The 13,782-nt window shown below is 60.4% G+C and carries 8 protein-coding genes; 2 read left to right on the top strand and 6 right to left on the bottom strand.

The window, feature by feature from the left end:
* Window positions 1-27 precede the first annotated feature (27 nt).
* The 3 genes from HU739_RS25110 to morA form a co-directional block, all read right to left on the bottom strand.
* Window positions 28-1,341, bottom strand: a complete 1,314-nt coding sequence (locus HU739_RS25110; protein ID WP_186546854.1) for a C4-dicarboxylate transporter DctA — start codon at window positions 1,339-1,341, stop codon at window positions 28-30.
* A gap of 269 nt (window positions 1,342-1,610) precedes the next feature.
* Window positions 1,611-2,864 carry a serine hydroxymethyltransferase gene (gene glyA, locus HU739_RS25105; protein ID WP_186546855.1) on the bottom strand — a complete coding sequence of 418 codons (1,254 nt, stop codon included), beginning with the start codon at window positions 2,862-2,864 and terminating at the stop codon, window positions 1,611-1,613.
* A gap of 313 nt (window positions 2,865-3,177) precedes the next feature.
* Window positions 3,178-7,026, bottom strand: coding sequence for a cyclic di-GMP receptor MorA (morA, locus tag HU739_RS25100; RefSeq protein ID WP_186546856.1), 3,849 nt, complete (start codon window positions 7,024-7,026; stop codon window positions 3,178-3,180).
* Window positions 7,027-7,311: 285 nt separating this feature from the next.
* Here morA and ettA point away from each other — a divergent pair, with 285 nt between their 5' ends.
* Both ettA and gdhA read left to right on the top strand, forming a co-directional pair.
* Window positions 7,312-8,976: an energy-dependent translational throttle protein EttA gene (gene ettA, locus HU739_RS25095; RefSeq protein ID WP_186546857.1), complete on the top strand. Its 1,665-nt coding sequence runs from the start codon at window positions 7,312-7,314 to the stop codon at window positions 8,974-8,976.
* Window positions 8,977-9,325: 349 nt separating this feature from the next.
* Complete coding sequence (gene gdhA / locus HU739_RS25090; RefSeq protein ID WP_186546858.1) at window positions 9,326-10,663, top strand: NADP-specific glutamate dehydrogenase; 1,338 nt, start codon at window positions 9,326-9,328, stop codon at window positions 10,661-10,663.
* Here gdhA and HU739_RS25085 read toward each other — a convergent pair.
* The 3 genes from HU739_RS25085 to HU739_RS25075 all read right to left on the bottom strand — a co-directional run bounded on the left by HU739_RS25085 (window position 10,660) and on the right by HU739_RS25075 (window position 13,644).
* A complete protein-coding gene (locus tag HU739_RS25085) occupies window positions 10,660-11,154 on the bottom strand; it encodes a GreA/GreB family elongation factor (RefSeq protein WP_186546859.1) in 495 nt (164 codons plus the stop codon). The genes gdhA and HU739_RS25085 overlap by 4 nt on opposite strands.
* 69 nt (window positions 11,155-11,223) lie before the next feature.
* Window positions 11,224-11,580, bottom strand: coding sequence for a hypothetical protein (locus tag HU739_RS25080; protein ID WP_186546860.1), 357 nt, complete (start codon window positions 11,578-11,580; stop codon window positions 11,224-11,226).
* Between the two features lie 210 nt (window positions 11,581-11,790).
* Window positions 11,791-13,644, bottom strand: a complete 1,854-nt coding sequence (locus tag HU739_RS25075; RefSeq protein ID WP_186546861.1) for an Lnb N-terminal periplasmic domain-containing protein — start codon at window positions 13,642-13,644, stop codon at window positions 11,791-11,793.
* Window positions 13,645-13,782: the final 138 nt, after the last annotated feature.

Below are 13,782 nucleotides of genomic sequence, written 5' to 3'. Positions count from 1 at the left end.
CTGCGGATTGGCAGGCACGGCACTTATTCAAAATTCTTTGGCCGCCGCCTGGGCGACGGTTTTTCTCGGTTGAAAGTTATAGCCTTGCTCGCCATTGAGCACCTTGTTCGCCCGTTGCACATCGATGTCCTTTTCCCAGCGGGCGATGGCCACGGTGGCCACGCAGTTGCCGATCAGGTTGGTCAGCGCGCGGCCGATGCCCATGAACCAGTCCACCGCTAGCACCAACACCAGGCCGACCACGGGAATGGCCGGGATTGCCGTCAGGGTCGCCGCGAGAATCACCAGCGCCGAACCGGGGATGCCGTGGGCGCCTTTGGAGGTAATCAGCGAGACCAGCAAAATCGTCAGCAGATCGGTCATGGCCAGCGGTGTGCCGGTAGCATTGGCGATGAAGACGATGGCGAGGGTCAGGTAAATCGAAAAACCGTCGAGGTTGAACGAGTACCCGGTCGGAATCACCAGCCCTACCGTCGAACTGCCGATGCCCAAGTGTTCGAGCTTGCGCATGATCTGCGGCAGCACTGCATCAGAGGAGGCGGTGCCCATGACGATCAGCAATTCTTCGCGCAGGTACTTGAGCAGCGGCCACATGCGCAGCCCGGAGACGCGCATCACCAGGCCGAGAATCAGCGCGACGAAGGCGATGCAGGTCAGGTAGAACAAGCCGACCAGACTGCCCAGATGCTGCAGCGAATCGAGGCCATATTTGCTGGTGGTGAAAGCGATGGCGCCGAACACGCCGATCGGCGCCAAACGTACGATCATGCCCATGATGCGGAAGATCACATGGCTCAGTTCGTTGATCAGCCGCGAGATCCCGGAAGCCGCTTCGCCAACCAGATTCAACGCACTGCCGAACAGTACCGAGAACAGCAGCACTTGCAGGATGTTGTTGTCAGCGAAGGCGCCGATCACCGAGGTCGGGATCAGGTCCATCAAGAATTGCGTGGTGCTGTGCATGTGCTGGCCGCGCTCGGCGAGGTCGCCCATGTCGGCGGTGGAGAGTTGCTCCAGATGAATATTCGCGCCGCTGCCGATACCGGTGCTGAAGGCGAACACCAGGCCGATAATCAGCGCGAGGGTGGTCAGCACTTCGAAATAAATGACTGATTTGAGGCCAATGCGCCCGACCTTCTTCAGATCGCCTGCGCCGCTGATGCCGCTGACCACCACGCAGAACACGATCAGGCCGATGAGCATCTTGATCAGTTTGATGAAACCGTCGCCGAGCGGCTTGAGCTGGGCCGAGTATTCAGGAAGGGTCAGCCCGCAGACGATGCCGAGCATCAGTCCGAGAACCACTTGGAGGAAGATTGAACGCGAGCACCATCTGAGCATGGGAGGAATCCTGGGTCGGTGTCCTGGCTGCCGCACGCTTGGCGCATCGGATTCAGGACTTAATTATTGTGGTCTTACCGGTATGTCCAGTGCAGGCGCAGTCTAGGCTTGGGTTTTTCCTGATTACAAGAGGGAAAGGTGAAATTGGCATGGCCGGTCTTACCGGTGGTCCAAAAACAATCTTTTGGTCTTTTGATCTTTCATTTAGCCGAAAAAAAACCGGCCAATCACTTGGCCGGTTTTTCATGCTGGGGGTTTAACGTTGCGATTTACGCGCCGTATACCGGCAGTTTCTTGCAGATGGCTTTGACTTTCTCACGAACGGCGTCGATCACCGCTTCGTTGGAGAGGTCTGCCAGAATGTCGCAGATCCAGCCGGCCAGCTCTTTGCACTCAGCCTCTTTGAAGCCGCGAGTGGTCACAGCCGGGGTGCCGAAGCGCAGGCCGGAGGTGACGAACGGCGAGCGTGGATCGTTAGGCACGGAGTTCTTGTTCACGGTGATGAACGCTTTGCCCAAAGCGGCGTCGGCGTCTTTACCGGAGATTTCCTGCTTGATCAGCGACAGCAGGAACAGGTGGTTTTCGGTACCGCCGGAAACCACGTCGAAACCGCGCTCGATGAACACGCCGGCCATGGCCTTGGCATTCTTCACCACTTGTTGCTGGTAAACCTTGAACTCAGGCTGCAGCGCTTCCTTGAAGCAGATCGCTTTGGCGGCGATCACGTGCTCCAGCGGGCCGCCCTGGGCGCCCGGGAATACTGCGGAGTTGAGCTTCTTCTCGATCTCGGCATTGGCGCGAGCCAGGATCAGACCGCCACGCGGACCGCGCAGGGTCTTGTGCGTGGTGGTGGTCACGACGTCAGCGAACGGCACCGGGTTCGGGTAGACGCCAGCGGCGACCAGACCGGCCACGTGGGCCATGTCGACGAACAGGTAGGCGCCGACCTTGTCAGCGATTTCGCGGAAGCGCGGGAAATCGAGAATCTGCGAGTAGGCAGAGAAACCGGCCACGATCATTTTCGGCTTGTGTTCTACCGCCAGGCGCTCGACTTCGTCGTAGTCGATCAGGCCGTTGGCGTCGATACCGTACTGGATGGCGTTGTACAGCTTGCCCGACGAGGAAACGCTGGCACCGTGGGTCAGGTGACCGCCGTGGGCCAGGCTCATGCCCAGAATGGTGTCGCCGGCCGACAGCAGGGCCAGGTACACAGCGGCGTTGGCTTGCGAACCAGCATGCGGTTGAACGTTGGCGTAATCGGCGCCGAACAGCTCCTTGGCACGGTCGATCGCCAGTTGCTCAACCACGTCGACGTACTCGCAACCGCCGTAGTAGCGCTTGCCCGGGTAGCCTTCGGCGTACTTGTTGGTCAGAACCGAACCTTGAGCCTCCATCACCGCTGGGCTGGTGTAGTTTTCCGAAGCGATCAGCTCGATGTGTTCTTCCTGGCGCTGAGCTTCTTGCTCCATGGCGGCAAAAAGATCGGCGTCGTACTTGGCAATAGTCAAATCACGGCTGAACATGGCGGTCCTCAAGGATCGGGGGCAGAAAAGGGGGGCATTCTAACCCAACGGGTTTTGGATGGCATATGAAACGACATCATGTCGCAGACAAGTGGCGTTCATGACAGATGTGCGGTGCTTTTGCCGGCCCCTTCGCGAGCAGGCTCGCTCCCACAGTGGGAGTGGATTTGATCGTTCCCACGCTCTGCGTGGGAATGCAGCCCGTGACGCTCCGCGTCACTTGCCGAAGCGGACGCAGAGCGTCCAGTGAGGCATTCCCACGCGGAGCGTGGGAACGATCAATACCGACCTGAGCCGCCCGAAGCGGCTCTGGTCAGTCGAACATGAAGAGGGCGTCGTTACTGAACTGCGCCTCAAACCGCCCGGCCGGCATCGGCCGCCCGAACAGATACCCCTGAACCTCATCACAACCATGCTCACGCAGGAAGTCCAGTTGCTCATGGGTTTCCACACCCTCGGCGATCACCGCCAGGTTCAGGCTGTGGGCCATGGCGATGATCGCCCGGGCGATTTGCGCGTCTTGCTCGCCGGATGGCAGGCCATCGACGAAAGTCCGGTCAATCTTCAGCACGTCGATCGGGAACTGCTTAAGATAGTTGAGCGACGAGTAACCCGTGCCAAAGTCATCGACCGCAATGCTCAGGCCGAGATTTTTCAGTCCGGCAAGAATCTGCATCGCCTCGCTGACTTCGCGCATCAGGATGCTTTCGGTCAGTTCAAGCTCCAGGCAGGCCGGCGGCAGGCCGGTTTCGCGCAGGATCGTGGCGATCCGTGTGCCCAACTGACCGTCGGAGAACTGCCGTGCGGAAATATTCACCGACACCTTCGGCACGCGCACGCGGTTCTGATGCCAGGTTTTCAGTTGCCGGCAGGCCTCGCTGATCACCCAGTCGCCCACGTCGACCACCAGACCGAGTTCTTCCAGCACCGGAATGAAGTCGCCCGGCGGCACCAGCCCGCGCCGCGGGTGCCGCCAGCGCAACAGCGCCTCGGCGCCGGTCAGGCGTTTGCCGTCGCCGCTGAACTGCGGCTGGTAATACAGGACGAATTCGTTCTGCTCCAGGGCATGGCGCAAATCGCTTTCCAGCTCCAGGCGCTCCAGCGCACTGGCGTTCATGTCGGCCTGATAAAACTGGAAGTTGTTCTTGCCGCGCTCCTTGGCGTGGTACATCGCAGTATCGGCGTTCTTCATCAACTGGCTGAGTTCGTTGCCGTCCTGCGGACTGAGGGCGATGCCGATACTGGCGGTGACAAAAAACTCGCGGCCTTCGAGTACAAACGGCCGCACCAGGCTGCCGAGGATTTGCTCGGCGACGTGAATGGCCCGGTTCAGGGCCAGTTCGCGGCTTGAACGGTGTTGCAGCAGCAGGGTGAACTCATCGCCGCCCATGCGCGCCACAGTGTCGTCTTCGCCGACGCAGGCCAGCAGGCGCGTGGCCATGTCCTTGAGCATGCGATCGCCGGCGGCGTGGCCGAGGGAGTCGTTGATCGGTTTGAACCGGTCGAGATCGAGGAACATCAGCACCACCCACGACTTCTGCCGTTCGGCCGCTTGCAGCGCGGTGTGCAGGCGATCCTGGAACAGCGTGCGATTGGGCAGATGGGTCAGGGCGTCGTAGTAGGCGAGGCGGTGAATGCGCTGTTCGCTGGCCTTGCGTTCGCTGATGTCGCTGAAGAAACACACGTAACTGGCCAGGTCGCCCTCGTCGTCGAGCACCGCAGTAATCCCGACCCACGCCGGGTAGTGCTCGCCGTTACGGCGCTTCATCCAGACTTCGCCTTCCCAGGTGCTGTGCTCGTGCAGTTGCTTGAGCACGTAGCGCAGGTGCGCGTCCTGCTGTTCGTCGACGGTGAGCATGTTCGGCAGTTGATCGAGCACTTCGCTGACGGCATAGCCGCTGACCCGGCTGAAGGCTTCGTTGGCCTGGACGATGTAGCCGGCCGGGTCGGTGATCAGGATCGCCGAGGTTGAATGCTCGAAAACCGTGGCGGCCATGCGCAGGTCTTTTTCCGCGCGGCGCTGCTGGCTGATATCACGGCCGACGCCCAATACGCCTTCGAACGCGCCGTGTTCGTCCCACACCAGCACCAGGCGCAGTTCGATCGGGATCTTGCGGCCGTCGGCACGCAGGCAGTCGAACAGGAACAATTGCGTCTGTACCTGACTGCGCAGCAGGGCCAGTTGCTCGGGCTTGTCCAGCGCTTTGCTGACGCGGTCCATCAGGCTGTAGATGCCGTTCAGTTGCCCCGGGTTGGCGATGGTCGATTGCCAGCCGTTCTGGAAAATCCATTCGGCGTTGTAACCCAGCACCGCCTGCACCGACGGACTGACATAGTTCAGCGAGAGCTTGCTGTCGGTGGAAAAAATCACATCGCTGATGCTTTCGGCGAGCATGCGGTAGCGCTGCTCGCTGTCGCGCAGCGATTCACTGGCTTCAATCTGTTCGGTGATGTCCTTGGCCACGCCGATGATCCGCGTGACCTGATCGTGCTTGTCACGGGCCAGCGCCTGTTCGCGAATGTCGAAGCGCCGCCACTTGCCGTCGCGATGGCGGAAACGCAACTGGCATTGCAGCAACTGGCTGTAACCGGCGTGGCGCTGCATTTGCCGTGAGCGATGGTAGTAGTCGGCGTCTTCCGGATGCAGAAGGATTTCCCAGAAATACTCGCCCATCTGATGCAGTTCGCTGCGGTTGTAGCCGAGGGTCTGGCCGAGGTGGTGGTTGCTGAAAATCATCCGCTGGCTGATCACGTCCTGCACATACAGATGATCGGGCACGGTGCGCACCACGTCCGACCAGAAACCTTCGCGTTCCAGCAGGGACAATTCGATCAGCTTGCGGCTGGTGATGTCGTTGATGCTCAGGATGACCGCTTTATAGTCGTGTTGCTCCTGCGGCAAGCGCAGCACCATCCACAGGTGTTGGTCGCGACCGTTGGGGTGCGGCAGCTTGGTTTCCAGTTCCAGTTGTTTCTGCTGGAGCAGTACGGCATCGAGTATCTGATTGCCGATCGCACAGTGCGCGTGTGGCTGACCGTCGATCAGCAACTGCCAGGCCTGGTCGCAGGAATGGACGTCGAGCAGTTGCAGCGCCACCTGATTGACCTCGGTGACGCGCAACTCCTGCAGCAGTTGTTGGCGCTGGCGGGGCTGGTCGAGCCAGGCCTTGAGCTGATCGCCGGTCTGGATCTGCGCCTTGTCAAAAAACTGCTTGAGTCCGGACAGGTCGAGGACGCACAGGGCGACGCCGGTGCCTTCGAAAATATCCTGATAACGCCGCCGGCCTTCATGCAACTGACGCTGCCGACGGCGCATGTTCAGCAGCGCAATCACCGGCAGCATTGAGAATGCCAGGCCCAGCAGGCATTTGCCGATGAACGCCGGCAGCAATTCTTCGAGCACACGCTGGCGGTCGAACAGCCCACGCAGTTGCCAGTCGCTGCTGCTCAGCGGCACGGTCAGGACGGTGTTGGCCAGATCGTCCGGGGTCAAAACCCCGGGCCTGGCCGAAGGCTGGGCGTCGTCGCGGCTGATGATTTGCTGGTTGATGCGGTTTTCCACCAGCCACAACGGACGCAGGCCGGTTTCGCCCTGTTGGGTCAGTGAGTCGAAGAACGTCGGCGTCAACCGCAACGCCCAGTAGCCGCGCGTGCTGCCGCTGGCTTGGCGCAGTAGCAGATGCACCACCGAGCCGTCGCTGGCGTTGCTGAAGTAGTGCGCCTGGGCGCGGCTGCGGCGCACCAGTTCGGCGAGGTAGTCGGCGTCGGGGCTGTCAGCAGCGCTGTCGCTGATGATTTTTCCTGACGGACTGAGCAAGGCCATGCTGCGCAGGTCCGGCAGCGATTGCTGCAGCTTGCGCAGCAACACCTGCTGTTCGTCGGTTGTCTGCGGTTGCTCGACGATCGGTAGCAGATTGAGTGCGATCTGCGCGTTCAACGCCATGTTCAGACTGACCTGGGCGGCCAGGTCGGCGGTGTAATCGATGGTGTACTGGCGCTGGTTCTTCTGGGTTTCGCGCAGTTGGTCGAGCAGTTGCCAGAACAATAATGCCAGCAACAGCAACACCAAAGTCGCCAGCGCCCCCTTCAATGTCCCGCGCAGGGGCGAGCCGGGCGCCGGTTGGGCGCTGCTCACAGAGGCGGGCGGACTGACATTGGACAAGCTGTGATCCTGCGGATTGGCTGGACTGGCGCGACGTGCACTATAAGCCGGACGCCCAAAGGGCGGCTAGCATGCCTTGAGTCGTGGCGAAGTGCCAGCCCTGCGCGGCTGGACTGCCTTTCATCATTAAGGTAGCTTTGCCGGTTACGCGGGAGCGTTCCAGCTCCTAGACTCAGACTTTTTCCGCGCGCACGCATTGATAACCATCACGTGAACGACGCGCATGGTCTGGCCAGGCATCGCCTGTGCTGCAATCATTCATCTGTCACTGACCCAAGGTTCTCCATGGCTCAATACGTCTTCACCATGCATCGGCTGGGCAAAGTTGTTCCGCCGAAGCGGGAAATCCTGAAAAACATTTCGCTGTCTTTTTTCCCCGGCGCCAAGATCGGCGTACTCGGCCTCAACGGTTCGGGTAAATCCACGCTGCTGAAAATCATGGCCGGCGTCGACACCGAGTTCGAAGGCGAAGCCCGTCCGATGCCGGACCTGAACATCGGTTACCTGCCGCAAGAGCCACAACTGGACCCGGCCAAGACCGTGCGTGAAGTGGTCGAGGAAGCGGTCAGCGTGATCAAGGATGCGCAAGCGCGTCTGGACGAGGTCTACGCGGCCTACGCCGACCCGGATGCCGACTTCGACAAGCTCGCCGCCGAACAGGCCAAGCTTGAAGCGATCCTTCAGGCCAGCGACGGCCACAACCTTGAGCGCCAACTGGAAGTCGCCGCCGATGCGCTGCGTCTGCCGGCGTGGGACGCCAAGGTCGAGTACCTGTCCGGTGGTGAAAAGCGCCGTGTCGCCCTGTGCCGTCTGCTGCTGTCCGCCCCGGACATGCTGCTGCTCGACGAACCGACCAACCACCTGGATGCCGATTCCGTGGCGTGGCTGGAGCATTTCCTCCACGACTTCCCGGGCACTGTGGTTGCGATCACGCACGACCGCTACTTCCTCGACAACGTCGCCGGCTGGATCCTGGAACTTGACCGCGGCGCGGGCATTCCTTACGAGGGCAACTATTCGGGCTGGCTCGAAGCCAAGTCCGATCGTCTGGCCCAGGAATCCAAGCAGCAGTCGGCCCACGAAAAGGCTATGAAAGAAGAACTGGAGTGGGTGCGCAAAGGCGCCAAGGCTCGTCAGTCGAAATCCAAGGCCCGTCTGCAACGCTTCGAAGAAATGCAATCGCAGGAATTCCAGAAGCGCAGCGAGACCAACGAGATCTACATCCCGGCCGGCCCACGTCTGGGCGATAAGGTCATCGAGTTCAAGAACGTCACCAAGGGCTATGGCGATCGCGTGCTGATCGACAACCTGTCGTTCTCCATGCCCAAGGGCGCCATCGTCGGCGTGATCGGCGGTAACGGTGCCGGTAAGTCGACGCTGTTCCGCATGCTGATGGGCAAGGAAACGCCGGATTCGGGCAGCATCGAAATCGGCGAAACCGTGCAACTGGCCTGCGTCGACCAGAGCCGCGAAGACCTCGACGGCAGCAAGACCGTGTTCCAGCAGATCTCCGACGGCTCCGACCAGATCCGCATCGGCAACTACGAAATCCCGTCGCGCACCTACGTCGGTCGCTTCAACTTCAAGGGCGGCGACCAGCAGAAGTTCGTCAAGGACCTCTCCGGTGGTGAGCGCGGGCGTCTGCACCTGGCGCTGACGCTGAAGGAGGGCGGTAACGTCCTGCTGCTCGACGAACCGTCCAACGACCTCGACGTGGAAACCCTGCGTTCGCTGGAAGAAGCCCTGCTGGACTTCCCGGGCGCGGCCATTGTGATCTCCCACGATCGGTGGTTCCTGGACCGTGTCGCCACGCACATCCTGGCGTACGAGGACGACTCGCAAGCGGTGTTCTTCGAAGGCAACTACACCGAGTACGAAGCCGACCGCAAAAAGCGCCTCGGCGAAGCGGCTGCCCAGCCACACCGGGTACGTCACAAGAAACTGGCCTGATATCGGGCTGGTTGCAGAAAGAGCGGAGCCTTCGGGCTCCGTTTTTTTTTGCGTTTTTTCAGCTGAACCGTGGTGGGGCTATCGCGAGCAGGCTCACTCCTACAGGGGGAACGCATTCCCAATTGTAGGAGTGAGCCTGCTCGCGATAGCGGTATCCCTGATAGTGCGAAATCAGAATTGGGTATCCCTGTTCCGGTGCAAAATTCCCCAAAAACGCCGCTGATTTATATCCTGTGCACCATTTAATTTCATAACTGCGACATTTTGCTCTATTCCTGTGCGCAATGCGTTTGTTACAGTCCGGCTCAATCTCCTCCAACGACAACAAATTTGCCGAGACTTTTTGCCCATGATCGAATCCGTCGAATCCTTCCTTGCGCGCCTGAAAAAACGCGACCCGGATCAACCCGAATTTCACCAGGCCGTCGAAGAAGTGCTGCGCAGTCTCTGGCCGTTTCTCGAAGCCCATCCGCATTACTTGACGTCGGGTATTCTGGAGCGCATCTGCGAGCCGGAGCGTGCGGTGGTGTTTCGCGTGTCGTGGGTCGACGATCAGGGCAAGGTCCAGGTCAATCGCGGTTTCCGTATCCAGATGAACAGCGCCATCGGCCCGTACAAGGGCGGCTTGCGCTTTCATCCATCGGTGAACATGGGCGTGCTGAAATTCCTCGCCTTCGAACAGACTTTCAAGAACTCTCTGACTTCGCTGCCCATGGGCGGCGGCAAGGGCGGGTCGGACTTCGATCCGAAGGGCAAGAGTGACGCCGAGGTCATGCGTTTCTGTCAGGCGTTCATGAGCGAGTTGTATCGCCACATCGGCGCTGACGTTGACGTACCGGCCGGCGATATTGGCGTCGGTGCGCGGGAGATCGGTTTCCTGTTCGGCCAGTACAAACGCCTGAGCAATCAGTTCACCAGTGTACTGACGGGCAAAGGCATGACCTATGGCGGCAGCCTGATCCGTCCGGAAGCCACCGGTTTTGGCTGCGTGTATTTCGCTGAGGAAATGCTCAAGCGGCGCGGGCTGAGCGTAGAGGGCAAGCGCGTGGCCATTTCCGGTTCCGGCAACGTCGCGCAATACGCGGCGCGCAAGGTCATGGACCTGGGCGGCAAGGTGATTTCCCTGTCCGACTCTGAAGGTACGTTGTATTGCGAGGCCGGATTGACCGAAGAGCAGTGGCGGGCGCTGCTGGAATTGAAGAACGTCAAACGCGGGCGCATCAGCGAACTGGCGAATGCCCATGGCCTGGAGTTCCGCGCCGCACAGCATCCCTGGTCGCTGCCGTGCGACATCGCGTTGCCATGCGCCACGCAGAACGAACTCGACGCCGACGCCGCCCGCACATTGCTGCGCAACGGCTGCGTCTGTGTGGCCGAAGGCGCGAACATGCCGACTACGCTTGCGGCGGTGGATATCTTTATCGAGGCCGGGATTTTGTTTGCGCCGGGCAAGGCTTCCAATGCGGGCGGCGTCGCGGTGAGCGGTCTGGAGATGTCGCAAAACGCCATGCGTCTGCTGTGGACGGCGGGCGAGGTGGATAGCAAGCTGCACGCGATCATGCAGTCGATCCACCACGCCTGCGTGCATTACGGCGAAGAAAACGGCCACGTCAATTACGTCAAGGGCGCGAACATCGCCGGTTTCGTCAAAGTCGCCGATGCGATGCTGGCCCAGGGCGTGGTTTAAGCCGGTTCAATGCGGATCACTTCAATCAGTTGATCGCCGGCAGGACGCTGCCACAACACTTCATCGTTGCGCCGGGCGCCGAGCAAGGCCCGGCCCAGCGGTGAGGCCCAGTTGATCAGGCCGTGACTGGCGTCGGCCTGATCTTCACCGACCAGTTGCACACGATGTTCAGTGTCGTGTTCGTCGGCATAAGTCACCCGGCTGCCGATCTGCACCTTGTCGGTCGAGGTCGCGGCAAGTGCCACTTGGGCACTGCTCAGGCGCTGAGTGAAGTAGCGCAGATCCCGTTGCAAATCCGCCAGCCGCTGTTTGTCGGCCTGTTCGCCCCTGGCGGTTTGCTCGGCGTGCAAGGTTTGCAGCTCGGCGACTTTCGCCTGCAATTGCGCCAGCCCTTGTGGGGTGACGTAATTGGGCTGCGTGCTGACCTGACGCTCGACGGGCTGATCGGCTTGTGCGGCGGCGTTATCTTCGTTAACAAAAGCGCGGCTCATGGTGTCCTCCTCTATGAGCTTTGGGCCATGCTCGCAGGTATTTGGTTTCACCGGATGTCTGCCAGCGACCTAGGGCGAGCGATAAGCCCGCCCGGCGTCCTGGTCTTTCTGCTGCTGCCAGGCGCGCTCGCGCTCGTCCCAATGCGCGTTGCGATATTGCTCGCGATCGCGGTTTTCGAGCATCGCCTGACACTGGCGAAAACCGTCGCTCCAGCCTTCGGCGTACTGCTTGTCCTTGAGATAGCGCGGCACGTTCTTGCGAAATTCGCCGCTGATTGAACCGGCCGCCTGGCGGCCACTGATGCAGCCGTCATCGAAGCCGTCGGCGAAGGCGGGTGGATAACCCTTAGCGATCAGATCTTCATGAGTGGTCTGGCAACCGCCCAGCGCCAGCAAAACGCTCAACAAACCCACGCACCGCCACATCGCATTCTCCCGCGCCGGTTTTTGGCTGATAAGGGAAGTCTAGAAGGGGATTGGTCGGGCGCTGGTGAAAGGCATGTCAGTAATTTGTTGAACAGCACAAATCCCCTGTAGGAGTGAGCCTGCTCGCGATAGCGGTATTTCAGTCGCTACATCATTGACTGGTGGATTGCTATCGCGAGCAGGCTCACTCCTACAGGGGCATGCTCGGAATCAATAGTGATACCACTTCACTTCCAGCATGACTTCAGTCTCAGGGCTGGCGAGCTGGCTGAATTCGCGCTGTGCACTCAAGCGCAATCCTAGGTTGCGCGACAGTTCCCACTGCTGATTCAGGCTCAGGCTGCGGCGCACTTCACCGTTGAAAAAATAATCGCCCTTGGCTTCCAGGCTCAAGTTGCCCAGCGGGTTTTTCCACAACACGCCCGTGTTGAAACCGCCCGCCGGGGAGACGAATTCGGCGAAGTCATTGTTGTGTTCCACCCGCACCGTGCCGAGGGCAAACCCGAGTACGTCTTCGCCTAACTGCCATGTACCGCCGCCACCACCGTTGACGTGGCTGACCAGCGTTTCGTCATCATGCTTGCCCGGCACCCGCTCAAGACCGCCGGTGACTTGCCACGACCACGGCTGCAGCAGCTCGTTACGCGGTGTCAGCGAACGAATCGTCGCCAGATCCAGTTGTTGCAACTGCCAGTCGTTGCCTTCGTACTGGCGCAGTTTCAACTGCAGGATTTCAATCTGCGCACCGAGGGGGAAACTTTCGGCGTTGTCGTTGAGGTCGTGATAGGCCATGCGCAAGCCGTACTCGCCAAACGCGCGATCGCCGCGAGTACCGAGGCCTGCCTGCCAAGTGCGGGATTCATGGCCGTCTTCGGGCAGACCCGGCTGCGGGATGTCCAGCTCTGGTGCCGGATTTTTGTTGATCGCGCGCAACAGTTCGAAACTGCGCTGCGCTCGTTGCGGGTCGCGTTCCTGGCCGTTGGCGCGGTAACGCTCAAGGCGATAGGCGGCATCGACGATCAACGCCTGACGATCACGGGGCAGCGCTTTGAACGTCGCCTCCTGCAAGACTTGTTGATCGGCGCTGACTTTCAGCACCCATTGTTGTTCGTCGTCGCTCAACGGCTCGGCGCGACTGAGCAATTCACGCTCGCGAGACGGCCGGTATTCGATGTGCTCGACCAGTCCGGCCTCTTTCACCGCTTTGACGGTGTCGGTGGGGATCGCGGTCAGCGGGAACTGTTCGGTCAGGCGCAGGCTCGGCCGCGCCACTTGCAGCAGTTCGAGCAAGCGATACGAGCAGTTTTCATCGAAGAAGAAATAATCGAACTGAATCTGCTTCAACTCCCACACATGCTCGACCATGCGGGCGGTTTCTTCCTGGGTCAGGTTGAGCCGGTATTCCCACAGGTCGCGGTTTTCCAGGCTGCGGTACTCGGAGAGTTTTTCCTGATAGGGCACCAGCGCGAACAGCCCGGGGTAGCCGCCCATCAGGCCTTTCCAGGCATAGAGAATGCTGTTGTCGGAGCCTTCGATATAGGCGCCGAAGTTGATTGCGTAACTGAGCAGCGAAGTCTTGTCGGCTTGCACGTCGGCCTGATCGATGCGCAGCAGGGTATGGCCGAACATCGACGAAGGGCTGTTGAGATACGCCGCCGGGAAAATCATCACTGCGCTGTGCGGCGAGACGTCCTTGAACCATTTCTTGTACTCGACGCAGGCCGGCGTCGGCAGATCGGTCAGGTTGAGCTGCGCCTTCAGCCAGCGCGTACGCGCCGGGTAAACGCATTGTGCGTGTTGCTCGCCGAGGCTGGCCGGGGCGTACAACGCCTGCACGGTGGCGGCGAGTTCGCGCTCGGGATGCTCGTTGCCATCGGGCGCCAGAAAGAACTTTTTATCGCTGACATAGCTGCGCCAGCCGCCGAGCTTGGCGGTTTCGTAATGACCGAGGGAAATCCAGAAGCGGTCGTTGGCCAGTTGCTGCAAACGTTGAGGATCGATGTGAGGCGCGGCGGACAGCGGGGCGCAGACACAGAGCGCCAGCCAGGCAAGGCGTTTGAGCATAAGTGGCAACTTATCGAAAGAAAATAAAACCCGGATCGGGGGTAATCACTGCACCCTGTGGCGAGGGGATTTATCCCCGCTGGGCTGCGAAGCGGCCCCATAAGCTGTGTCCCCAATGCATCAGATACACCGCATGCA

It is taken from the genome of Pseudomonas hamedanensis, assembly GCF_014268595.2.
Classification (GTDB): Bacteria; Pseudomonadota; Gammaproteobacteria; order Pseudomonadales; family Pseudomonadaceae; genus Aquipseudomonas; species Aquipseudomonas hamedanensis.
The sequence above is the reverse complement of the archived record's forward strand: the minus strand, read 5'-3'. Positions and strand labels throughout refer to the sequence as shown.